The 23,237-nt window shown below is 69.3% G+C and carries 23 protein-coding genes and 1 riboswitch; of the genes, 11 read left to right on the top strand and 12 right to left on the bottom strand.

The features are described from left to right. Positions 1-8: 8 nt before the first annotated feature. Positions 9-1,424 carry a methyl-accepting chemotaxis protein gene (locus tag K8P63_RS19330; protein WP_223797605.1) on the top strand — a complete coding sequence of 472 codons (1,416 nt, stop codon included), beginning with the start codon at positions 9-11 and terminating at the stop codon, positions 1,422-1,424. A 4-nt stretch (positions 1,425-1,428) separates the two neighbouring features. Here K8P63_RS19330 and K8P63_RS19325 read toward each other — a convergent pair whose 3' ends face one another. Then, entirely contained in the window at positions 1,429-2,076 is a 648-nt protein-coding gene (locus K8P63_RS19325; RefSeq protein WP_223797604.1) for a heme exporter protein CcmB, read from the bottom strand. Continuing rightward, positions 2,073-2,648 (bottom strand): heme ABC exporter ATP-binding protein CcmA, encoded by a 576-nt coding sequence (gene ccmA, locus K8P63_RS19320; protein WP_223797603.1) that lies wholly within the window; start codon positions 2,646-2,648, stop codon positions 2,073-2,075. Before ccmA ends, K8P63_RS19325 begins: the two co-directional genes overlap by 4 nt. Positions 2,649-2,755: 107 nt before the next feature. Here ccmA and K8P63_RS19315 point away from each other — a divergent pair, with 107 nt between their 5' ends. The 5 genes from K8P63_RS19315 to galE all read left to right on the top strand — a co-directional run bounded on the left by K8P63_RS19315 (position 2,756) and on the right by galE (position 8,651). After that, positions 2,756-3,049, top strand: coding sequence for a 4a-hydroxytetrahydrobiopterin dehydratase (locus tag K8P63_RS19315; RefSeq protein ID WP_223797602.1), 294 nt, complete (start codon positions 2,756-2,758; stop codon positions 3,047-3,049). Then, positions 3,039-3,809, top strand: a complete 771-nt coding sequence (locus K8P63_RS19310) for an ATP-binding cassette domain-containing protein (protein ID WP_223797601.1) — start codon at positions 3,039-3,041, stop codon at positions 3,807-3,809. Before K8P63_RS19315 ends, K8P63_RS19310 begins: the two co-directional genes overlap by 11 nt. Further along, positions 3,806-5,311: an ABC transporter permease/substrate-binding protein gene (locus tag K8P63_RS19305; RefSeq protein WP_223797600.1), complete on the top strand. Its 1,506-nt coding sequence runs from the start codon at positions 3,806-3,808 to the stop codon at positions 5,309-5,311. The genes K8P63_RS19310 and K8P63_RS19305 overlap by 4 nt, the downstream gene beginning before the upstream one ends. A gap of 84 nt (positions 5,312-5,395) precedes the next feature. After that, entirely contained in the window at positions 5,396-7,549 is a 2,154-nt protein-coding gene (locus K8P63_RS19300; RefSeq protein WP_223797599.1) for a TonB-dependent receptor, read from the top strand. A gap of 91 nt (positions 7,550-7,640) precedes the next feature. Further along, positions 7,641-8,651, top strand: a complete 1,011-nt coding sequence (galE, locus tag K8P63_RS19295) for a UDP-glucose 4-epimerase GalE (RefSeq protein WP_223797598.1) — start codon at positions 7,641-7,643, stop codon at positions 8,649-8,651. Between the two features lie 4 nt (positions 8,652-8,655). On the opposite strand, the gene K8P63_RS19290 is transcribed toward galE, so the two are convergent. Continuing rightward, positions 8,656-8,976: a hypothetical protein gene (locus tag K8P63_RS19290; protein WP_223797597.1), complete on the bottom strand. Its 321-nt coding sequence runs from the start codon at positions 8,974-8,976 to the stop codon at positions 8,656-8,658. Between the two features lie 104 nt (positions 8,977-9,080). Here K8P63_RS19290 and ung point away from each other — a divergent pair, with 104 nt between their 5' ends. Then, positions 9,081-9,794 carry a uracil-DNA glycosylase gene (ung, locus tag K8P63_RS19285; protein WP_223797596.1) on the top strand — a complete coding sequence of 238 codons (714 nt, stop codon included), beginning with the start codon at positions 9,081-9,083 and terminating at the stop codon, positions 9,792-9,794. Here ung and K8P63_RS19280 read toward each other — a convergent pair. The 7 genes from K8P63_RS19280 to hemC form a co-directional block, all read right to left on the bottom strand. Continuing rightward, positions 9,783-10,319 carry a 2'-5' RNA ligase family protein gene (locus K8P63_RS19280; RefSeq protein ID WP_223797595.1) on the bottom strand — a complete coding sequence of 179 codons (537 nt, stop codon included), beginning with the start codon at positions 10,317-10,319 and terminating at the stop codon, positions 9,783-9,785. The two genes, ung and K8P63_RS19280, sit on opposite strands and share 12 nt — an antisense overlap. A gap of 98 nt (positions 10,320-10,417) precedes the next feature. After that, a complete protein-coding gene (locus tag K8P63_RS19275) occupies positions 10,418-10,624 on the bottom strand; it encodes a TOBE domain-containing protein (RefSeq protein ID WP_223797594.1) in 207 nt (68 codons plus the stop codon). 49 nt (positions 10,625-10,673) lie between these two features. Then, complete coding sequence (locus tag K8P63_RS19270) at positions 10,674-11,069, bottom strand: hypothetical protein (RefSeq protein ID WP_223797593.1); 396 nt, start codon at positions 11,067-11,069, stop codon at positions 10,674-10,676. Positions 11,070-11,073: 4 nt separating this feature from the next. Further along, complete coding sequence (gene thiC, locus K8P63_RS19265) at positions 11,074-12,942, bottom strand: phosphomethylpyrimidine synthase ThiC (RefSeq protein WP_223797592.1); 1,869 nt, start codon at positions 12,940-12,942, stop codon at positions 11,074-11,076. A gap of 32 nt (positions 12,943-12,974) precedes the next feature. Further along, positions 12,975-13,086, bottom strand: a riboswitch (TPP riboswitch). A gap of 28 nt (positions 13,087-13,114) precedes the next feature. Further along, entirely contained in the window at positions 13,115-13,945 is an 831-nt protein-coding gene (locus tag K8P63_RS19260; RefSeq protein ID WP_223797591.1) for a hypothetical protein, read from the bottom strand. 26 nt (positions 13,946-13,971) lie between these two features. After that, positions 13,972-14,652: a uroporphyrinogen-III synthase gene (locus K8P63_RS19255; RefSeq protein WP_223797590.1), complete on the bottom strand. Its 681-nt coding sequence runs from the start codon at positions 14,650-14,652 to the stop codon at positions 13,972-13,974. After that, positions 14,649-15,563, bottom strand: a complete 915-nt coding sequence (gene hemC / locus K8P63_RS19250; RefSeq protein ID WP_223797589.1) for a hydroxymethylbilane synthase — start codon at positions 15,561-15,563, stop codon at positions 14,649-14,651. The genes K8P63_RS19255 and hemC overlap by 4 nt, the downstream gene beginning before the upstream one ends. Before the next feature lie 176 nt (positions 15,564-15,739). On the opposite strand from hemC, the gene K8P63_RS19245 reads away from it, so the two are divergent. After that, positions 15,740-16,693, top strand: coding sequence for a GGDEF domain-containing protein (locus K8P63_RS19245; RefSeq protein WP_223797588.1), 954 nt, complete (start codon positions 15,740-15,742; stop codon positions 16,691-16,693). A gap of 133 nt (positions 16,694-16,826) precedes the next feature. Then, positions 16,827-18,743: a pyrroloquinoline quinone-dependent dehydrogenase gene (locus K8P63_RS19240; protein WP_223797587.1), complete on the top strand. Its 1,917-nt coding sequence runs from the start codon at positions 16,827-16,829 to the stop codon at positions 18,741-18,743. 29 nt (positions 18,744-18,772) lie between these two features. Here the strand turns inward: K8P63_RS19240 and K8P63_RS19235 are convergent, their stop codons facing one another. Beyond that, the gene (locus tag K8P63_RS19235) at positions 18,773-19,153 is read right to left on the bottom strand and encodes an endonuclease domain-containing protein (protein WP_223797586.1); all 381 of its coding nucleotides are present in this window, start codon (positions 19,151-19,153) and stop codon (positions 18,773-18,775) included. Between the two features lie 274 nt (positions 19,154-19,427). Between K8P63_RS19235 and K8P63_RS19230 the strand changes: the two genes are divergently transcribed. Beyond that, on the top strand, positions 19,428-20,159 hold the full coding sequence (locus tag K8P63_RS19230) for a hypothetical protein (protein WP_223797585.1): 732 nt from the start codon (positions 19,428-19,430) through the stop codon (positions 20,157-20,159). Between the two features lie 5 nt (positions 20,160-20,164). Here K8P63_RS19230 and K8P63_RS19225 read toward each other — a convergent pair whose 3' ends face one another. After that, positions 20,165-21,880 carry an amidohydrolase gene (locus tag K8P63_RS19225; protein WP_223797584.1) on the bottom strand — a complete coding sequence of 572 codons (1,716 nt, stop codon included), beginning with the start codon at positions 21,878-21,880 and terminating at the stop codon, positions 20,165-20,167. An 85-nt stretch (positions 21,881-21,965) separates the two neighbouring features. Here K8P63_RS19225 and K8P63_RS19220 point away from each other — a divergent pair, with 85 nt between their 5' ends. Then, positions 21,966-23,204 (top strand): threonine ammonia-lyase, encoded by a 1,239-nt coding sequence (locus K8P63_RS19220; protein ID WP_223797583.1) that lies wholly within the window; start codon positions 21,966-21,968, stop codon positions 23,202-23,204. The last annotated feature ends 33 nt before the right edge of the window (positions 23,205-23,237 follow it).

Raw genomic sequence — 23,237 nt, 5'->3', positions numbered from 1 at the left:
GCGCTAAGATGCTGACTTGGTTTGGAAAGAATGCTCCCATCCGCGTAAAGTTCAAGGCGCTGACCGGCCTGCACGTGGTGCTGGGTGGTATCGCCACCGCTGCCATATTTTCGGCTGGTGACGGTCTGGTGCACCTCTCCCCGATCGCGTTGACGACGATCGTCGCGCTGGCGTCGCTCGCATTGGCCGGCTCGACCTGGCTTGCCGGTCGCCTGATCTGCGGGCCCTATGTCGATACGGTCGTGCGGATGGAAGCGCTGGCGGCGGGCGATCTCGCCAGCCCGATCCTCTATACCGAAAATCGCGACTGCGTCGGCCGCATGACCAAGGCGATGGCGATCTTCCGCCGCAACAGCGAGGAGGCCGATCAAGCCGAGCGGCAGCGGGCGATGGCGGAAGCGCTGGGCACGGGGCTCGGTCGATTGGCGCAGGGCGATCTCGTCCACCGCATCGATACGACCTTTCCCGAAGAGTATGAGTCGCTCCGTCACGACTTCAATCGCGCGATGACCGCGATGCTGGAGGCGGTGGTCGCGGTGTCGAGCGCCGCATCCAGCATCGACGCGGGCGCGCACGGTATCGGTCAGGCGTCGGACCAGCTGTCGCTGCGCACCGAGCAGCAGGCGGCCAGCCTCGAAGAGACGGCGGCGGCAATGGCGGAGATCACCTCCACCGTCCGCCAGACCGCCGATGGCGCCGCACGCGCCGCCTCCGCGGTCGACAGCGTTCGCGCCGAGGCCGAGCAATCGGGCGACGTGGTGCGCCGCGCGGTCGAGGCGATGAGCGGGATCGAGCGTTCGTCGAACGAGATTTCCGAGATCATCGCCGTCATCGACGCGATCGCGTTCCAGACCAACCTGCTGGCGCTGAATGCCGGGGTCGAGGCTGCCCGCGCGGGCGACGCCGGGCGCGGCTTCGCAGTGGTCGCGTCCGAGGTGCGCGCGCTGGCGCAGCGTTCGGCCGACGCCGCCAAGGACGTCAAGACGCGCATCACCGCATCCTCGCGCCAAGTCGGCGTCGGCGTCGACCTGGTCGCGCAGACCGGCCAGGCGCTGCAGCGCATGATCGGCCGCATCGGCGAGATCAACGCTTTGGTGTCGACCATCGCGAGCGCCGTCGAGCAGCAGGCGGGCGGCCTCCAGCAGGTCAATGTCGCGGTCAACGAGATGGACGGCGTGACCCAGCAGAATGCCGCGATGGTCGAGGAATCGACCGCCGCCGCGCGCACGCTGACCGACGAGGCAGCGATGCTGATGAACGAGGTCGGCCGATTCGAGATCGGCGCCGCCACGTCGGCGCCCGAACGGCCGGTCGTCCATCAGCTTCAGGATCGTGCCGCTCGCGCCGGGCGCCGGATGGCCCCGCAGCGCCGTGCTGCCGGCGGAGCGGCGGTGGCGATCGACGAGGATTGGTCGAGCTTCTGAGGCCTCAGTCGCGGGCGGCGCGCAGCGCGGCGCCCGCGGCGAAGGGCGCGCCGGCCAGCAACAGCAGCGAGGTCGCCGCGAGCAGCTTGAGCGCGCTTCCTCCATCCGGGGCGAGCGCGCCGGCGCCGAAGATCAATAGCGGCACCGCGAGCGGCAGCATCACCAGCCCGGCCAGCGCGCCGGCACCGCGCAACGCCGCCGTGAGCGCCGCCGTGCCGAGCGCGAGCGCCGCCAGACCCGGCGTGCCGAGCGCCAGCCCCAGCTCCAGCCGCGCCAGCGCGGACCCGTCGAGCCCGAGCAGGGCCGCGCCAGGCAGCGCCGCCACCATCAGCGGCGGCCCGAATCCCAGCCAATGCGCGATCAGCCGCGCGGCCGCGATCGTCTCTTCGCCGATGCCGCGCACGACCAATTGATCGATCGTGCCCGACGCAAGGTCTGGCGCGATCAGCCGCTCGACCGGCAGCAGCGCCGCCAGCAATGCGGCGGTCCACAACGCGCCGCCGCCGACCTTCGCCAGCACGGCCGCATCCGGCCCGACCGCGAACGGAAACAGGGTCGCCACCAGCAGGAAGAAGACCAGCGGCAGCACCACGCCGCCTCCGCCATAGGCCATCGCCAGATCGCGGCGGACGAGTTGCGCCAGCACGCTCACAGCTGCAGCTCCTGCACGTCGGCAAGCCCGAGCGGCTGGTGGCTCGCGGCAAGGACGATGCCGCCTCGGGCACGATGCGCCGCCATCGCCGCCGCCAGCCGGTCGAGGGCGGCCGTGTCGAGGCCGTTGCCGGGCTCGTCAAGCAGCCAGATGTCGGCATTGCCCGCAATCACCCGCGCGAGCGTCGCGCGGCGGCGTTGCCCGGTCGAGAGCAGCCGCACGGGCACGTCGGCCAGCGCGTCGAGCCCCATCGCGTCGAGCCCGCGCGCGACCTCGCCTGCCCCGCCGCCGTCGAGCCGCGCCCAGAACAGCAGCTTGGCTGCGAGCGGACGCTGCTCATCCAGCGCAGCCGTCTCGGCAGCAAGCGCGATCGAGCCCTCGCGCGCAATCGTACCTGCGGCGGGAGCGAGCAGACCGGCGATGATCCGAAGCAGGCTCGATTTTCCTGCGCCGTTGGGGCCGCGCACCATCGCCGCGCCGCCGGGCGCGAGCGCCAGGTCGACATGCTCGAACAGCAGCCGATCGCCGCGCACGCAGGCAACGCGATCGAGCGTGAGGTGCGGGTTCGGCATTCAGATTGTTTCGCGCACGTATCGTTCCCGATCAAGCATTTGACGCGCGCTCCTCTGCGCGCGACATAGGCGCCGGCGCAGGGGGGCGCCACCGGGAGACGAAGTCAATGCCGATCGAGGCGTTGAGTGATGCGGAGCGCGCCGACGCGCTCGATGTGCTCGCCGACTGGGATTATGACGAGGCGCGCGACGCCGTCACGCGTCGCTTCGTCTTCATCGACTTTTCGGAGGCGTTCGCCTTCATGACGCGTGTCGCCTTGCTGGCGGAGAAAGCTGACCATCACCCCGAATGGTCGAACGTATGGAACCGCGTCGACATCCTGCTGACGACGCACGAATGCGGCGGATTGTCGGCGCGCGATCTGGCGCTCGCGCAGGCGATCGACGCGCTTGTCGACTGAATTGGACGCGGCCGCGCCTTCGCTCGCCTTCGAGCAGGTGACGCGCCGCTATGACGGGCTGTCGGTGGTCGACGCGTTGTCGCTGACGGTCGACGGCGGCACGTTCGTGGCTTTGGTCGGCGCATCCGGCTCGGGCAAGTCGACCACGCTGCGGATGATCAACCGCCTCGATAAACCCTGCGAGGGGCGCGTGCTGATCGACGGGCGCGACGTCGCCGGGATGGATCCCATCGCGCTCCGCCGCGGCATCGCTTATGTCTTCCAGAGCATCGGCCTGTTCCCGCACATGACGGTGGCGGAGAATGTCGCGCTCATCCCCCGCCTTGCAGGCCGACCGCCGGTCGATGTCGCCGCCGCTCTCGAGCAAGTGGGGCTGCCGCCGGCCTATGCCGGTCGCTTGCCGGCGATGTTGTCGGGCGGCGAGCAGCAGCGCGTCGGCATCGCCCGCGCGCTGGCCGGGGATGGCCGCATCCTGCTGATGGACGAGCCGTTCGGCGCGCTCGATCCGGTGACGCGCGACCTGCTCGGCCGCACGGTGCGCGCGCTGCACGATCGCCTCGGCCTCACCACCATCCTCGTGACGCACGACATGGCCGAGGCGTTGCTGCTCGCCGATCGCGTGATCGTGATGGCGCAAGGGCGGATCGTCGGCGACGCGACCCCGCGCCAGATGCTCGCGGGCGGTGTCGGCGTGGCCGCCGACGCTCTGGTGCGGGTGCCACGCGAGCAGGCGGCGCGGCTGGCCGAGCTCACGCGATGATCGAGGCGCTGGAGCAGTTGCCGCCGCTCGTGGCGCATCATGTGCTGCTGGCCGCCGCCGCGCTGGCGCTGGCGTTGGCGATCGGCCTGCCGCTGGGCGTCGCTGCCGCGCGGCGGCCGCGGCTGGCGGCGGTGGCGCTCGGCCTCGCCGGTCTGGTGCAGACCATCCCCGGCCTCGCATTGCTGGCCTTGTTCTATCCGTTGCTGCTCGCGTTCTCGGCGCTGGTCGGCGGTCGCATCCCGGCGCTCGGCTTCCTGCCGGCGTGGCTGGCGCTCGCGCTTTATGCCCTGCTGCCGATTCTGCGGAACGTGGTGGCGGGCCTGCGCGGCATCGATCCGGCGGTGATGCAGGCCGCCGACGGCGTCGGCATGACGCCGCGCCAGCGCCTGCGGCTGGTCGAGCTGCCGCTGGCTGCGCCGGTGGCGATGGCGGGGATCCGCACCGCGACGGTGTGGACGATCGGCGCGGCGACGCTGGCGACGACGATCGGCTATCCCAGCCTCGGCAACCCGATCTTCGCCGGGCTGCAGACCGAGAATTGGACCCTGGTGCTGGCGGGCTGTGTCGGCGCAGCCGCGCTGGCGATCGTCGCCGATGCTCTGCTCGGGCAGATCGAGCAGGGGCTGGCGCGTCGCCGCCCGCGCCGTGTCGCGGGCGCGGCGGCCCTGCTGCTGGCGGGGCTGATCGCCTCGGTCGCGCCGCTGTTCGGCGGCGGCACTCCGACCGTCATCGTCGGCGCCAAGAATTTCTCCGAGCAGTTCATCCTCGCCCGGTTGATCGGCGACCGGCTGGAGCGCGCGGGCTATCGCGTCACCTATCGCGAGGGGCTCGGCTCGGCGGTGGCGTTCCAGGCGCTCTCCCATGGCGATATCGACGTCTATGTCGATTATGCCGGCACGCTGTGGACCGGCGCGATGGGGCGTCACGATATCCAGCCGCGCGCCGCCATGCTCGCCACGATCGGCGATTGGATGAAAAGCGGGCCGCATGTCGGGCTGGTGGGTCCGCTCGGCTTCGAGAATGCCTATGCGCTGGCGACCCGCCCCGGCCGCGGCCTGACGACGATCGCCGATCTCGCGCCGCGCGCGCCGGGGCTTACGCTGGGCGCCGATCTCGAATTTCTGGACCGGCCCGAATGGCGCGCGATCCGCGATGCCTACGGGCTGCGTTTCGCGGCGACGCGCGCTTATAGCCCGACCTTCATGTATCGCGCGCTGGCCTCGGGGCAGGCCGATGTGATCTCGGCTTTCTCGTCGGACGGACGCATCGCCGCCGATCATCTGACGGTGCTGGCCGATCCGCGCGGCGCGATCCCGCGCTACGATGCGCTGCTGCTGGTCGCACCGGCGCGCGCCAGCGATCCTGCCTTCGTCCGCGCGCTGCAGCCGCTGATCGGCGCCATTCCGGTCGAACGGATGCGCACGGCCAATTACATGGTCGATCGCGACGCCGACAAGGCAACCCCCGTGCAGGCGGCCCGCTGGCTCGCTTCACCGCGCTAAACGGGTGCTTTAACGACTTGCTTCATCCGCCGTTCATCTCGCAATTGCGAACGATGATACATCATATCAAAGGGTGGGTGACGGATGAAGTTTCGTGGGGTGATGACGGCGGTGAGCGGCGCGGCGATGGCGGCAGGAAGCGCGCACGCCCAGAATGCGGCGCCAGCGCCTGAGCCGACCACGGTCGACACGCCCGCCGCGACGACCGCCTCGAGCAAGAACCGCGACATCGTCGTCACGGCGCGCCGGCTGGACGAGGCGCGCGCGGCGATCCAGCCGAGCCTCGGTGCCACTTCCTACGGCGTCACCAACGAGACGATCCAGGCGCTGCCCGGCGGCGACAACCAGCAGTTCAACCAGATCGTGCTGCAGCTGCCCGGCGTGGTGCAGGACGGGTTCGGCCAGTTCCATGTCCGCGACGACCACAACGGCCTGCAATATCGCATCAACGGCACGATCCTGCCCGAGGGCATCGCCGTCTTCGGCCAGACGCTGAGCCCGCGCCTGATCGAGAAGTTCGACCTGCTGACCGGTGCGCTGCCGGCGCAATATGGCCTGCGCACCGCCGGCATCATCGACATCACCACCAAGAGCGGCTTCGCCAATGGCGGCCAGGTGAGCCTCTATGGCGGCAGCCAGGGCATGATCGAGCCGAGCGTGGAATATGGCGGCTCGACCGGCTCGACCAACTATTTCGTCAGCGGCGACTATCGCCACAGCGATCGCGGGATCGAGAGCGTCGACGGATCGGCCACGCCGCTGCACGACAAGACCAATCAGGGGCAGGCGTTCGTCTATGTCGACCACATCCTGAGCGACAATGATCGGGTGTCGTTCGTCGGCGGTTATTCGGATCAATATTTCCAGATCCCGAACCCGCGCGGGTTGCAGCCCGATCTGGGCTATAGCGTGAACGGCCAGACCGATTATCTGAGCAACGATCTGGACGAGCGGCAGCACGAGCGCACTGCGTTCGGCCAGCTCGCCTTCCTCCACCACGCCGATCGGCTGACGCTGCAGGCGTCGCTGTTCGCGCGCTATTCGTCGCTGCGCTACACGCCCGACATCACCGGCGAGCTCTTGTTCAACGGCCAGGCGCAGAGCGCGCTCAAGCGCGACGTCAATGTCGGCGGCCAGGTGGAGGGCGCCTATCGCCTTTCCGACACGCATACGCTGCGCGGCGGCGTCGTCATCCAGCGCGACCGCAGCACCAGCGACACCAGCAGCTATGTCTTCCCGCTGGACGATAGCGGCGCGCAGGTGGGCGAGCCGTTCGCCATCGGCGACGCGCAGGGCAAGACCGAGATGATCTATTCGGCCTATCTGCAGGACGAATGGAAGATCCTGCCGCGCGTCACCTTCAACTTCGGCGGCCGCTTCGACGCCTATGACGGCTATCGCGCGGAGCATCAGTTCAGCCCGCGCGCCAACATCGTCTGGCAGCCGACCGGCATGACGACGTTGCACGTCGGCTATGCCCGCTATTTCTCGCCGCCGCCGTTCAGCAACATCGCCACCACCAGCGTGGCGCGGCTGGCCGGCACCAGCGGCGCGGCGCCGTCGACCGAGAACACGGCTGCTTTCGCCGAGCGGCAGAATTATTTCGACGTCGGCCTTTCGCAGAAGCTCGGCGGTGGCTTCACGGCGACGATCGACGGCTATTATCGCCGTTCGCACAACCTGATCGACGAGGGCCAGTTCGGCGCGCCGATCATCCTGACGCCGTTCAACTATCGCGTCGGCACGATCCGGGGCGCCGAGTTCAACCTGACCTATCAGCGCGGGCCGTGGCTCGCCTACGGCAACTTTGCGGCGGCCAAGGCGAAGGGCAAGGATATCGTCAGCAGCCAGTTCTCGTTCGACCCGGCCGACCTCGCCTACATCCGCAACCACTATATCTATCTGGATCACGACCAGACCTACACCGCGTCGGCGGGCATTTCCTATGCGTTCCGCGACGGCGCGCTGGCGGGGACGAAGCTCGGCGGCGACATGATCTACGGATCGGGCCTGCGCAAGGACGGCGACGTGCCGAACGGCGGCTCGCTGCCTGCCTATGCCGAGTTCAACCTGTCGCTGAGCCACAAGTTCGCCAACCCCGGCATCGGCGTGCGGCTCGACGTCGTGAATGTCACCGACAAGACCTATCTGATCCGCGACGGCAGCGGCATCGGCGTGGGTGCGCCGCAATATGGCCAGCGCCGCGGCGTCTTCGTCGGCGTGACCAAGGACATCTGAACCAGCGGCTTAAGCACGAATTGTAAGCGCGGCGCTTTCGCTGCGGTGCGGCTTGCGGCATGAGGGCGCGCCATCGCAACGGAGCGCCAGCATGCCGGATCAGCCCAAGCCCTTCACCGTGCTCGTGACGGGGGGTGCCGGCTATATCGGCAGCCACGCGGTGCTGGCCCTGCTCGACGCGGGCTGGCGCGTGGTGGTGCTCGACAATCTCGTCACCGGCTTCCGTTGGGCGGTGCCGGCCGAGGTGGCGTTCGTCCAGGGCGACATCGCCGACATGGATCTGGTCGGCCGCACGCTGGCGGAGCATGAAATCGGCGCGATCCTGCATTTCGCCGGATCGATCGTCGTGCCCGAATCGGTCACCGATCCGCTCAAATATTACCGCAACAACACCGCCGCGAGCCGCGCCTTGATCGAGGCGGCGGTGACGGCGGGCGTGCGCCACTTCATCTTCTCGTCGACCGCCGCCACCTACGGCATCCCCGACGAGGTGCCGATCCGCGAGGACATGCCCACCCGCCCGATCAACCCCTATGGCATGTCGAAGCTGATGACCGAGCTGATGCTGGGTGACGTCGCCGCGGCGCATCCGCTCAATTATTGCGCGCTGCGTTACTTCAACGTCGCCGGCGCCGATCCGCAGGGCCGCTCGGGCCAGTCGACCGCGGGCGCCACCCACCTCATCAAGATCGCGGTCGAGGCGGCGATCGGCAAGCGCGGCCATGTCGGCGTGTTCGGCACCGATTATGCCACGCCCGACGGCACCGGCGTGCGCGACTATATCCACGTCTCCGATCTCGCCGACGCGCATGTCCACGCGCTCGACCACCTCGTCGCCCATCCGCGCGAGAGCCTGGTGATGAACTGCGGCTATTCGCGCGGCTTCTCGGTGCTGGAGGTGCTCGACACGGTCGACCGCGTCACCAACCTGACGATCGAGCGCCGGATCGAGCCGCGCCGCGCGGGCGACCCCGACCGTCTGGTCGCCGACAATAGCCGCATCCTCGCGACCCTGCCGTGGCGCCCCAGGCATGCCGAGCTGGAGGGGATCGTCCGCGATGCGCTGGCGTGGGAGCGCAAGCTCGCCGAGCGCAGCGCCTGAGCGGCTATTTCCGCTCGAACAGCCCCGAGGCGAGGCCGCCGAGCATCCCGCCGAGGCCGCCTTCGGGCTGCTCGCCGAGCAACGCCGCGAACCGGCCGAGCGCGCCCTCGCCGCCGATATGCGCGACGATCTGCTGCAGCGTATCGGCGGGCAGGCCGGTCTGCGCCGCGGCGGCGTCGACCGTGTCGCCCGGCTGCGGGTGCGCCTGCCCCAGCGCCTGCACTGCCTGCTCGACCTGTTCGGGCGAGAGGCCGACCTTCTCCGCGAGGTTGCCGATATCCACGTTGCCGGCGACCTGGCCCAGCAATCCGTCGAACATGCTCATCGCGACTCTCCCATCGAACGAGCGGTCAGCCTATCAGACGCGGACGATGAAACGAGCGGGAAACGACCGTGCCGCTTGCAGCCCATCGCGGAAAGGACGTCGGAATGGCTGAACCCCCGCGGCCGCCGAAGCTCGACCCGAGCTGGGCGCAACCGCTCGCCGAGCAGTTCGCCAGCCCGTACATGCAGGCGCTGCGCAGCTTCCTGGTGGCGGAGAAAGCGGCGGGCAGGCGCATCTTCCCCAGGGGCGGCGACTGGTTCCGCGCGCTCGATCTGACGCCGCTGGACACGGTGCGCGTCGTGATCCTCGGGCAGGATCCCTATCATGGCGAGGGGCAGGCGCACGGCCTGTGCTTCTCGGTCCAGCCGGGGGTGCGCACGCCGCCGAGCCTCGTCAACATCTACAAGGAACTGAAGAGCGATCTCGGCATCGATCCGCCCGGCCATGGCCATCTGGCGCATTGGGCGGAGCAGGGCGTGCTGCTGCTCAACAGCGTGCTGACGGTGGAGATGGGCCGCGCCGCCGCGCATCAGGGGCGGGGATGGGAGACGTTCACCGATGCGGTGATCCGGCTGGTCGCGGCGAAAGACGATCCGGTCGTGTTCATGCTGTGGGGCGCCTATGCCCAGAAGAAGGCGTCGTTCGTGCCGAGCGCGCAGCAGGGTGGCCGCCATCTGGTGCTGAAGGCGGTGCACCCCTCGCCGCTGTCGGCGCATGGCGGCTTTTTCGGCTGCCGTCATTTCTCGCAGGCCAATGCGTTTCTGGAAGCGCACGGGCAGGCGCCGATCGACTGGGCGCTGCCCCGCTTAGTCGAATAAGCCGGGCTGGCGTCGAAGCGGCCATCGGCCGAGTTCTTCGTGTCGGCCGATACCGACCAGGCTCTCGATCAGCCGAATGTCCCTCACTTCCCAATGGATCGCATCGAGCGGCACGGAGCCCTTGCCGTCGGGACGATAGGCAATGGTCACGTGCGGATTGAAACCATAATCCGGCAGCGGCCATCGACCGAACGCACAGCATATTGCTCGCTGCAGCGCTTTGGCACCCGCGGCGACGCCACGGCCGCGCAGTCCGATCGTCCGCGCCGACTCCACGGTTCGGTCGAACGAGATCGAAAACGGCTCTCCCTCTACCGCACCACAACGTGTGATCGCCCTGTCGCGCACGTGTGCTCGCAATTCTCGCGGGATTGCCATCAGGTCGAGGATCGGCTGGACGGTCATGTGCAACAGCCCCGCCGACCGGGTGCGATCACAGCGCGGATGCGCGGCGATGCGATCTGCGACGTCGTGCGGGGGTTTTGTCATAACATACAGGATGCGCGCCGTTACCGTCCCGGCCATCGCCAACCTCCGACTCAATGAGGTTGTTCATTATATGTTCCCATAGGTCGAGAGTCGAATCGCGGTCTGCAGCCATGCCGACCAATCGGCGCCGCCACTTATTTCCCGATCAACACGTCGCTTGCCTTCACCACCACCGTCACGGCGTCGCCGACCTTCAGGCCGAGATCGACGATCGCTTCCTCTGTGATGCTGGAGGTGACGATGTTGCCCGCACCGATATCGACCTTGATCACGCCGTTGACTGCGCCGGGCGCGATTTCGATGACGGTGCCGGTGAACTGGTTGCGGGCGCTGAGCTTCATCGTCTTTCTCCTGGTATCATACGCGTGATGCAGCGCCCACGAAGGTCGGTCACCACACCTCGATCGTCGGCGCGAACACGCCCTTCTTGGTCGAATGCCACGCCTTCATGTGGATGCGTGCCGGGACGCGACTGTCGCCCTTAAATTCCAGATTGACCGACATCTGGTCGAGCGAGCCCTCGGCGATCATGCGCGAGATCGTGCCGATCAGAGCGCCGCGTATCTCGGCAGCGGCGGGCGTGACGTAGGCGCGGTTGGCGGCGTTGTTGGGGCCACCAAATTCTGCGGGGAAAACAAGGATCGGGACCAGCTCGCCCTTGGCGACGAGCGCTTTTGCGGCGGCGACCGTGTGCACCGCCGAGAAATCGGGCGCCACGGCATGTGCTCCCACGGCAGGGACGATCGCCGCCGCGATCAGGGAGATCGGGGCGACGATCGCGCGCATGGGCCTACTCCGCCGCCGGCAGGTAAATCTCCCCGCCCTTCGCCCGGAACACCTCGCTCATCTCCGCCATCCCCGCCTCGGCCTGATCGGCCTCGAGCTGGGGGTTGGCGGCGAGGAAGCCGCCCGCCTCCTGGTTCTGCTTCGCCGCGAAGTCCCGAACTTCCTGCGTGATCTTCATCGAGCAGAACTTTGGCCCGCACATCGAGCAGAAATGCGCGCTCTTGGCGCCCTCGGCGGGCAGGGTCTGGTCGTGGAACTGCTCGGCGGTGTCGGGGTCGAGCGACAGGTTGAACTGGTCGCGCCAGCGGAAGTCGAAGCGCGCGCGGCTGAGCGCGTCGTCGCGCAGCTTCGCGGCGGGGTGCCCCTTGGCGAGATCGGCGGCGTGCGCGGCGAGCTTGTAGGTGACCACGCCCACCTTCACGTCGTCGCGGTCGGGCAGGCCGAGATGCTCCTTCGGCGTGACGTAGCAGAGCATCGCCGTGCCGAACCAGCCGATCATCGCCGCGCCGATCGCGCTGGTGATATGGTCGTAGCCCGGCGCGATATCGGTGGTGAGCGGCCCGAGCGTGTAGAAGGGGGCCTCGCCGCACGCCTCGAGCTGCTTGTCCATATTGGCCTTGATCTTGTGCATCGGCACGTGGCCGGGGCCCTCGATCATCACCTGCACGTCCTGCGCCCACGCCTTTTGCGTGAGCTCGCCGAGCGTCGCGAGCTCGCTGAACTGCGCCTCGTCGTTGGCGTCGGCGATCGAGCCGGGGCGCAGGCCGTCGCCGAGGCTGTAGGCCACGTCATAGGCCTTCATGATCTCGGTGATCTCGTCGAAGCGCTCGTAGAGGAAGCTCTCCTTGTGGTGCGCGAGGCACCATTTCGCCATGATCGAGCCGCCGCGCGACACGATGCCGGTGACGCGCTTGGCGGTCATCGGAATGTAGGGCAGGCGCACGCCGGCGTGGATCGTGAAATAGTCGACGCCCTGCTCGGCCTGCTCGATCAGCGTGTCGCGGAAGATCTCCCACGTCAACTCCTCGGCGATGCCGCCGACCTTCTCCAGCGCCTGGTAGATCGGCACGGTGCCGATCGGCACGGGGCTGTTGCGCATGATCCATTCGCGCGTGTCGTGGATGTTGCGGCCGGTGGACAGGTCCATCACCGTGTCCGCGCCCCAGCGGATCGACCACACCATCTTGTCGACCTCGGCCGCGACGTTCGAGGCGACCGCGCTGTTGCCGATATTGGCGTTGATCTTGACGAGGAAGTTGCGGCCGATCGCCATCGGCTCGGATTCGGGGTGGTTGACGTTGTTGGGGATGATCGCGCGGCCGCGCGCCACCTCGTCGCGGACGAATTCCGGCGTCACGAAATCGGGGATCGACGCGCCGAAATCCTGCCCGTCGCGGACGAGCTGTTCCTTCAGCGCGGCGCGCCCGGCATTTTCGCGGATCGCGACATATTCCATCTCGGCGGTGACGATGCCGCGACGGGCATAATGCATCTGGCTGAGGTTGGCGCCGGGCTTGGCGCGCAGCACGGTGCGGCGCACGTTGGGAAAGGGCTGGACGCCGCCCGAGCGATCGGGGCCGAGCTGGCCGTTATCCTCGGGCTTCACCTGGCGCTGCGTCACCTCCTCGACATCGCCGCGTGCGCGGATCCAGTCGCGCCGGATTTCGGGCAGGCCGGCCATGATGTCGATGCGCGCATCGGGATCGGTATAGGGGCCCGACGTGTCGTAGACGCGGAGCGGCGCCTCGTTGGCCGACGGCTCCAGCGCGATCTCGCGCATCGCGACGCGCAGCGGGCCGACGTGGATCTTGCGGCTGCCGCGGATCGGGCCGGTCGTGACGGCAAGCTCGGTGCGGGCGGGAATGTCGGCCATGGGTCGCGTCTCCAATAAGCGGAGCGAGGAGCGGCGACATTGGCCTCCCTCCCTCCGCCGGCAATCAACCGGATCAGGTTCGACGGGTCGCGGCCAGGAAGCCGCCTCTCAGCCGCTGCGATCGCGGCCCCCCGGGGAATGGGCTCACGTTTGAGCGCGCGGGCGCGGTTCGTCAACCGGCGAAGGGCGCGGGCTTCTGCGGCGGCTTGAGCAAAGCGTCGGTCTCGATCCGGTCGAGCGCGTTGCGCGCGGTGACGTAGCGGCGCGCGGCGGCGAGCCAGTCGGCGGCGCGCGCGGCGCCGGGGGTGCGGGCGACTTCGGTCGCGGCGATCTCGACCTCGCCCTGCTCCAGCGCGTGGCTGGCGCGGGCGAGCCGGTCGACCGGCAGCAGCGAGGGGCCGTCGGTGCGGCGGACGACCACGAGGCTCGCCAGTTCGCGGCGGAAGGCGGTCCACCACGTCTCGCGCGGGTCGGTGGTGGTGAGCGTAGGGGCGAGCACCGCCAGCCCGTCCTGCAGTTGCGCCAGCATCACCGGCTTCTGCGCGGCGGCGATGATCAGCGCGACCGAGGCGGCATCGTCGCCGCCGAAGCGATCGCGCAGCATCCCCTCGAGATAGCCGAGCGGCTGGCCGCGATCGAGCGCGCGCCGCGCGGCGAAGGCGACCAGCAGTCGCTCGGCCCGGTCGGCATCGCCGCTCGCCTCGGCGGCACGCTGGTCGATCGCGTCGACCTTGTCCTCGATCGCGTCGACGCGTTCGGTCAAAGCGGGCACGGCCGGGGCGGCGGGCGCGGGCACCGTGACGGTGCGCGTCACGATCACCGGCGCGGGGGGCGCCACCGGGTGCAGCCATTGCGCGACCCGGTCCCAGCGATGCACCGCATAAGCGGTGCCGCCGCCGCCGATCAGGAAGGCGAGCAGCACGCCCAGCAGCACGCCGGTGATGCTGCGGCGCGCGCGAGGGGGCTCGAGGCTGGCGGTGCCGTAGAGATTGCGTTCGTCCATGCCTGCCCCTGGCGGTTTTCCGCTCCTTAGCCCCGCGCCGCGTCGGCGGATAGGCGCGATGCTGCGTCGAGCAAGGCGGCGTCGGTCGGCACGGCCGCGGTCGCCAGCGCGCGCCAGCCGCCGCCCGCCGCCGTTGCCGCCGCCGGGCTGATCGCGGCGAGGCGCACCCGCGCGCGATCGGCGCAATGTTCGGCGAAGCAGGCGGCGGCGCGCGGCGAGTGCAGCAGCACGATCGCGTCGCGGCGCAGCGCATCGGCGATCGCCGGCCATGCTGCCGGGCGCAGCTCGGCCGAATAGACGATGCGCGTCTCGATCGTGACGCCCGGATGGACCACGGCCCGATGCTCGCGGCCGGTGGGATGGAGCAGGCGGCGCGCGCCCTCGGCCGCCGCGCGCGCGACGATCGCGGTGGCATCGCCGTCGCCCGCCGTCACGTCGGTGAAGCCCGCCGCGCGCGCCGCCGCGGCGGTCGCCGCCCCGACCGCATAAGCGCGGCGCCCGGCCAGCGCCGCCGTTTGCGCACCCAGTGCGCGCACGGCATTGGCGCTGGTGAGCAGCACCGCGTCCCAGCCGTCGGCGGGCAGTTCCGTTGCGACCGGCACGATCTCGAACAGGGGAACGACGTCCACGCTGAAGCCGGCCGCCTCGGCGCGCGCACGCGTCGCGCCGGCGCCGGGCTCGGGCCGTAGCACCAGCAGCAATGTCACGGCGTGAACAAGGCGCGCAACGGCGGCGCGGCGTCGCGCAGCAGATCGGCGGCGAGGCGCGCCGGGGCGTCGGCATCGCCCGCGGCGAAGCGCGTCTCGCCCGCCTGCCACAGCGCGCCGTCCTCGCTCAAAATCTCGGCGCGCAGGTGGATGCCGCCGTCCGCGACGGTCGCGACCGCGGCGACCGGTGACCGGCAGTCTGCGCCCAGGGCGGCGAGCAAGTCGCGCTCGGCGCGGACGCACATGCTGGTGGCGGCATCGTCGATCGCGGCGAGCAACGCCAGCATCGCATGATCGTCGGCGCGCGCCTCGACGCCGACCGCGCCCTGCGCCGGGGCGGGCAGCATCGTGTCGATCGGGAGCGCATGGCCGATGTCGGTCTTGTCGAGCCGGTCGAGCCCGGCGGCGGCGAGCAATGTCGCGTCGGCCTCGCCCGCCGCCAGCTTGGCGAGGCGCGTGTCGACATTGCCGCGGAACAGCAGGATCGTCGCATCGGGCCGCGCGCGGCGGACCTGCGCGGCGCGGCGCGGCGACGAGGTGCCGACGCGCGCGCCGGGTGGCAGAGCGGCGAGGCTGTCGGCGCCGATCAGCCGGTCGCGCACGTCGGCGCGCGGCGGCATCGCCGCGATCACGATCTCCGCCGGCCGGATCGTCTCGACATCCTTCATCGAATGGACCGCGCAATCGATCTCGCCCGCCAGCAGCGCGCGATCGAGCTCCTTGGTCCACAGCGCCTTGCCGCCGATCTCGGCGAGCGCGCGATCCTGCACGCGATCGCCGGTGGTGCGGATCGGCACGATCGCCACCGCGTCCTCGGGCAGGCCGTGCGCGGCGCGCAGCCGGGCTGCGACCATATGCGCCTGCCAGAGCGCGAGCGGCGAGCCGCGTGTGCCGAGACGGAGCGTGCGCATCGCCGCGCCATGCCCCGTCCGACGATGACGTTCAAGCAGTGCACGGCGGCCGCGCGATCGGGCAATTGCACCCGCGCGCACGGCGTGCATGATTGATATTGCAACGAATAGGGATCGTTAACGCGGGCGGGGTAGCGCAGGCCCGGCAAGCGAGGGTGGCGTGAATGGCGTCGAGCGTGATCAGAGCCGGGAAGGATCGCGAGCCGCCGCAGGATCCGTTGCGCGGCGGCGCGGAGCTGCTCCGGCGCGCGACGGCATTGGCCGGCATCGGCGCATGGTCGTGCGAGCTGGTCGACAACCGGCTGACCTGGACCGACGGCACCTACGACATTTTCGGTATCCCGCTCGGCGCGACGATCGACCGCCGCGACACCGTGGCGATGTACCAGGACGAATCGCGCGCGTTGATGGAATTGGTGCGGCGCGAGGCGATCGCGCGGCGCGGCGCGTTCACGATCGATGCGGAGATCATGCGGCTCGACGGCGAACGCCGCTGGATGCGGTTGAGCGGCGACGTCGTCACGCGCGGCGGACGCGTGGTCCAGCTCTACGGCCTCAAACAGGACATTACGGAGCAACGACGGCAGCTCGACGCGCTTAAGCTGCTCGCCGAATCCGACGCGCTGACGGGCCTCGCCAACCGGCGCGCCTTTCAGGAACGCCTGCTCGACATGTCGGGCGCGCGGCTGCGGCTGGCGGGGGTGGGTGCGCTGATCCTGATCGACGTCGACGGCTTCAAGATGATCAACGACCGCTATGGCCACGGCGCGGGCGACGCCTGCCTGCGCAGCTTCGCGGCGCGGCTGGCGAACGCCTTCGCCCGTTCGGCGATGGTCGCGCGGATCGGCGGCGACGAGTTCGCGATCGTCGCGCTGGACGACGGCGATCCGGGCCGATTGCTGCGCCGGACGCGCGGGCTGCTGCGCGATCTGTCCGCGCCGATCGTGTGGCAGGATCGGTTGCTCGCCGTTTCGGCCTCGGCGGGGCTGGCGTGGCTCAGCGACAGCGCCGGGCTCGATGGCGAGGCGCTGTTCGCCGATGCCGACCGCGCTTTGTACGCCGCCAAGCGCGGCGGCCGGAATTGTATGCGGGTCGGGCGTCCGGTGCATCGCTCGCGGATAACGCGCTGAGCCCGCCCGCCCGGAACGCCGCCGCGCGCCCTTCCTGAAAAACTGCAGCTCTCGCGACGAGCATGCTTTTCATTGCGTTTCGATCTGTATACAGATGTACGCAAGACGAGAAGAATTGCATCGGGAGAGACGGATGGGGAAGGCGCGCATATCGCTCGTCGCGGGGTTGCTCGTGGCATCGTGTCATTCGCCCGCCCATTATCCGCATGCCGGCGGCCCGGTCGACGGCTGGGGCAAATGGGGCGGCGACGATGGCGGCCTGCATTATTCCGCCAACACGCAGATCACCCCCGCCAACGTCCACGATCTGAAGGTCGCATGGACCTATCGCACCGGCGATCTGGTCACCCATGGCGAGAAGCTCGGCCTCGCGGTCGAGGCGACGCCGATCCTCGTCGGCGATACATTGTTCATGTGTTCGCCGCGCGCGCGGATCAGCGCGGTCGATGCCGCGACCGGCCGCCAGAAATGGATGTACGACGCGCATCCCGACACCAACGGCGCCACCGTCGTCACCTGCCGCGGCGTCTCCTACTGGGAAGACAAACGGCCGGGCGCGTCCAGCCTCGCCTGCGGGCAGCGCATCTTCGCCGGCACGATCGACGGCAAGCTGCTGGCGCTCGACGCGCGCACCGGGCGGCCATGCGCCGATTTCGGCAAGAGCGGACAGGTCAATCTGCACGACCGGTTGGGGACGATCGAGCAGCCCGGCCTGTACGGCGTGTCGTCCGCGCCGACCATCTACGGCGATCTGGTCATCACCGGCTCCAAGATCATCGACTTCCACAATACCGACATGCCGGGCGGCGTGGTGCGTGCCTTCGACGCGCGCACCGGCGCCGAGCGCTGGGCGTGGACAGGTGCCCCGCCGGGCACCGCCGCGACCGAGACGGGCAAGGATTATCCGCGCAGCACGCCCAACGTGTGGGGGCCGATGTCAGTCGACGTGCAGCACAAATTGCTGTTCCTGCCCACCGGCACGCCGCAGATAGACATGGTGATGGGTGCCAAGGATTGGGACCATTTCGGCAGCGCGCTGATCGCGCTCGACATCGAGACCGGCGCGCTGCGCTGGAGCTACCAGTTCGTCCACAAGGACGTGTGGGATTACGACACGCCGTCGCAGCCGTTGCTGTTCGACTATAAGGCGCCGGGCGGGCGGATCGTGCCCGCGGTCGCGCAGGCGACCAAGATGGGCTATATCTTCGTGCTCGACCGGATGACCGGCAAGCCGCTGATGCCGGTGCGCGAAATGCCGGTGCCGCAGGGCGGCGTGCAGGCCGACCAGATCGCGCCGACCCAGCCGATCCCGCTGCTGCCCGAACATCCGCTGCAGAAGATGCGGCTGACCGAGGACGATATGTGGGGCTTCACCCCGATCGACCGCCACGCCTGCGTTAAGAAATTCCGCACCTTACGCAACGAAGGCCTGTTCACCCCGATCGGCGCGCAGTCGACCCTCGTCTATCCCACCAGCCTCGGCGGGATGGATTGGGGCGGCCTGTCCTACGATCCGCAGCGCAACCTGCTGCTGGTCAACTCGACCAGCGTGCCGGGCATCCTCAAGCTGGTGCCGCATGCCGGCAGCGACGGCTATTCGCCGCTCAACGGCACGCCGTTCCGGCTGGTGCACGAGCCGTTCTTGTCGCCGTTCGGCGCGCCGTGCGTGCGGCCGCCATGGGGCCGGCTGACCGCGATCGACATGGGCACCGGCCGCCGCAAGTGGGACGTGCCGCTCGGCACCTCGCGCGACATGGCGCCGTGGCCATTGTGGTTCAAGACGGGCACGCCGAACCAGGGCGGCACCACCGTCACCGCGGGCGGCCTCGTCTTCGTCGGAGCGACCACCGACCAGTTCATCCGCGCCTTCAGCACCGAAACGGGCAAGGAAGTGTGGCGCGCGCGGCTGCCGGTCACCGCGCAGGCGACGCCGATGACCTATCGGCTGGGGCCGAACGGCCGGCAATATGTGGTGATCTCGGCCGGTGGCCACACCTCGTTCAAGAACAAGCAGGGCGATTACGTGATCGCCTATGCCCTACCGGAGTGATGCGGACGGGATGAAGCGGTGAGCGGCCATCACCCCCCCTCCCTGGAAGGGAGGGGCCGAGGGTGGGTGGACCCTCGCGCAACGGCCGCGAGGATCGTCTCCGCGACACCAGCGACGCTCTCACGCACATCGTTGTTCCAGAAACGCAAGACCGTCCACCCATGCCGTTCGAGATGGGCGGTTCGCGCCGCATCCTCCGCGCTGCGCACGGCATGCTGCCCGCCGTCCAGCTCGATCGCGATCCGGGCGGAGCGGCAGGCAAAGTCCACGATATAGCGGTCGATCACCAATTGGCGCGTGAAGCGTGGTCGTTGCTCGCGTAAGGCCGACCAGAGCAACCGTTCCTCGACGGTGGCGTCCCGGCGCAAACGGCGCGCGCTTTGGGTCAGTTCGGGCGGGATGCGTTGCACCGGCTGCTTGTATCATCTGCACCGCGTGCCTCTACCCACCCCCAACCCCTCCCTTGCAGGGAGGGGAGCGGAAGGCCCGAACCTGAGGTCGATGCCGACCGCCAGATCCAATCTGTCCTCGGAACAGCAGTTTGATTGGATGATCATGTAACTCCCGCTGCGCGGAATTACTGGCCAAAAGATGCTGCGCCAGACATAGTCGCGCGCGAGCGGCGTTATTGTCAGTGATTCATTAGCGTCACTCACCGAATCTCTTTGGGTGGGGGAGATTATCTTGACCGCGACGAGTATCGCACGCCAGCCGCGGCGCAGCCGCGACGTGAGCCAGTCTTTCTATCTGTGGATATCGCTCGCGATGGCGGCGGTGATCGTCGGCGGCTTCTCGACGACCGTGCCGGGCGACTTTACCGACACGCCGGCCCTGCCGCTGCTGCTGCATATCCACGGCATGGTCTTCACCTTGTGGGTCTTGCTGTTCGTGGCGCAGCCGGCGTTCATCGCGCGCGGCTCGCTGCGGCTGCATCGGCGCCTCGGCTGGGTCGGCGCGGGTCTGGCGGCGGCGATGGTGGTGATGGGGGTTGCGGCGACGTTGTTCGCGATCGGCCACCATGCCGTGCCGAGCTTCTTCCCGCCGGGCATCTTCCTGGTGATGAACCTGATCGGCATCGCGGTGTTCGGCGGGCTGGTCGCGTCGGGCATCCTGCTGCGACGCCGGCGCGAATGGCACAAGCGACTGATGCTGTGCGCGACCATCTCGATCCTCGGGCCGGGGCTCGGCCGGCTGCTGCCGATGGGGTCGTTCGGTGCGGCGGCGCCATTGGTGATGTTCGCGGCGATCCTGTCGTTCGGCGCGGCGGGGATGATCGCCGATCGTGTCGTGCGCGGCCGGGTCCATCCGGCCTATCTGTGGGGGCTGGGCGTGATCGTGCTGAGCGACGTCGCGATCGGCCCGCTCGGCTTCGCGCCGCCGACCACGGCGCTGGTGCGGCTGATCCAGTCGGCCTGAGCCGCCTATTTGCGGACCCAGGCGCGCACGCCGCCGATCCACGTCTCCATCACCTTGGTCTCGCGCAGCGCGCGCGGATCGACCATGAACGGATCGCGATCGAGCAGGATGAAGTCGGCGAGACGGCCGGGGGCGAGGCTGCCGATCCGATCCTCGGCGCGCTCGGCGAAGGCGGCGCCGGTGGTGAAGGCGGCGAGCGCCTGCGTCAGCGTGATGCGCTGCTGCGGCGTGAAGCCGCCGGGCGGATCGCCCGCCGCATCCTCGCGCGTCACCGCATCGGCCATGCCGGGGAAAGGGTTCGGATCCTCGACCGGATAATCCGAGCCGAAGGCGAGCGGCACGCCTTCGTCGAGCATCGTCTTCCACGCATAGGCGCCGGCGAGCCGCGCCGTGCCCAGCCGCGCCGCCGCCATGCGATGATCGGACGTGGCATGGGTCGGCTGCATCGACGCGACGATGCCGTGCTTCGCGAAGCGCGGCAGATCGGCCGGGTCGACGATCTGGGCATGCTCGATCCGCCAGCGGCGGTCGCCCTTGTAGGTGTCGGACAATTCGTCGATCGCGTCGAGCACCTGCGCGTTGGCGGCGTCGCCGATGGCGTGCACCGCCACCTGGAAATCGTCCATCGCCGCGCGGCTCATCAGGTTGCGCAGCTTGGCATCGTCGAGGAATTGCAGCCCGCGCGTGCCCGGCTGATCGGCATAAGGCTGCTTGAGCCACGCCCCGCGCGAGCCGAGCGCGCCGTCGGCGAACAGTTTGACGCCGACCATCCGCAGGTGGCCGTCATACAGCCACGCGGTCGGCCCCGATCCGGCGACGGTCAGCAGCGCGTCGATGCCGTCGGCATAAGCGGTGATGCGCACGCGCAGCCGGCCGCCGTCGCCCATGCGGCGCAGCGCCTCCCAATCCTCGACCGTCTCGGCCATGTCGCTGGTGGCGGTGACGCCGTCGGCGAGCAAAATCTCCTGCGCCTTGGCGAGCGCCGTCTCGCGCTCGCGCGGCAGCGGCGGGGGCGCGGCCTTGGCGATCAGAGCCTTGGCGGCATCGACGAACAGGCCGGTGGGATTGCCCTTGGCGTCGCGTTCGATCCGCCCGCCCTTGGGATCGGGCGTCTTGGCGGTGATCCCCGCCGCCGCCATCGCCGCCGTATTGGCGAGCAGAGCGTGGCCGTCGACGCGCTCCAGCAGCACCGGCCGATCCTTCACCGCCGCGTCGAGGTCGGCGGCGGTCGGGAAGCGGGCGAGGCTCCACGCCTCCTGATTCCAGCCGCCGCCGCGGATCCAGCTGGGCGTGCCATGCTCGGCGGCGTAGCGGGCGAGCGCCGCCTGCGCCTGCGCGAGCGAGGTGGTGCCGCGCAGATCGAGCCCGAGCGCCTCGAAGCCGAGGCCGGACAGGTGGCCGTGCGCATCGTTGAGGCCGGGCAGCATCGTGCGGCCGCCGGCATTCAGGCGGAAGTCGGGCCGCTCGGGTCGCGCCTGCCCCTCGTGCAGCAGCTTCACGACATGGCCGGTGCGATCGATCAGCAGGCCGTCGAACCGCTCGAGCGCGCCATGCGCGTCGATCGTGTAGCCGTTGACATTGTCGATCAGCCCCTGCTCGGCGAGCGGGATTTCGGGCGGCGGCGGTGGCGCCTTGCGCGCGACGGCGGGGGTCGCGACCAATGCGAGGAGGCAGGGTGCGACCACCCCGCGAAGAAGCCCGATACCGCGGATCTTTGTCATCGCCGCTGCGCATAGAGCGGGCATGACGACGACGCTACCGCCGAGGGTTCAAAAACGGGCGCGGCAGGCCTAGGGCTGTTCCCCTATGGCCACCCTCACCAAGCAAGCGGCAGAAGCGCCGCCCGTGTCGCTCGACGACGTCCGTGCCGCGCATGCCCGTATCGGGGCATCGATCATTCGCACGCCGACGCTGATCAGCCGCACACTGTCGGCGCTGACCGGGGCCACCGCCTATCTGAAGTTCGAGAATCTGCAGTTCACCGCCGCGTATAAGGAGCGCGGCGCGCTCAACACGCTGCTGCAATTGCCCGACGCGACGCGCGGCGTGATCGCCGCCTCGGCAGGCAATCACGCGCAGGGCGTGGCCTATCATGCCAGCCGGCTCGGCATCCCGGCGACGATCGTGATGCCGGTGCTGACGCCGCAGGTGAAGGTGACGCAGACGGAGGGGCATGGCGCGACCGTGATCCTGCACGGCGAGACGTTCGACGCCGCCTACGCCCATGCCCGCCTGCTGGAGGCGGAGCGCGGCTACACCTTCGTCCACCCGTTCGACGATCCGCGCGTGATCGCGGGGCAGGGCACGGTCGCGCTCGAGATGCTGGAGGACGTGCCGGCGATCGACACGTTCGTGATCCCGATCGGCGGCGGCGGGCTCGTCTCGGGCATGGGCACCGTCGCCAAGGCGGCGGACCGGCCGATCGAGGTGATCGGCGTGCAGGCCGAGCTGTTCCCGTCGATGTACAATCGCATCAACGGCACCGAACTGCCCTGCGCCGGCGACACTTTGGCCGAGGGCATTGCGGTACGGGAGCCGGGGGCGATCACCGCGCGCATGGTCGAGCGGCTGGTCGACGACATCCTGCTCGTGTCCGAACGCCATCTGGAACAGGCGGTGGCGCTGTTGCTGCAGATCGAGAAGACCGTGGTCGAGGGCGCGGGCGCCGCCGGCCTCGCCGCCTTGCTCGCTTATCCCGAGCGCTTCGCCGGCAAGACGGTAGGCATCGTGCTGTGCGGGGGCAATATCGACACGCGGCTGCTGGCGAACGTGCTGATGCGCGACCTCGTCCGATCCGGCCGACTCGCCCGCCTGCGCATCCGCCTGACCGACCGGCCGGGCGCGCTGTTCCAGGTTAGCCGCATCTTCAACCAGGAATCGGTCAACATCATCGAAGTCTATCACCAGCGCGTCTTCTCGACTCTGCCGGCCAAGGGGCTCATCACCGATATCGAATGCGAGACGCGCGACGCCGCGCATCTGCAACGGTTGATAGCCGCGCTCGAACGGGACGGCTATGATGTCCAGCCCGTAGAACTGGCCTGAGTCGACCGTTTGCCGCACTGCAATACGCATTTA

The organism is Sphingomonas nostoxanthinifaciens, from assembly GCF_019930585.1.
Lineage (GTDB): Bacteria > Pseudomonadota > Alphaproteobacteria > Sphingomonadales > Sphingomonadaceae > Sphingomonas_I > Sphingomonas_I nostoxanthinifaciens.
Note: the sequence above shows the minus strand (reverse complement) of the source record. Positions and strands in the feature narration are given on the sequence as shown.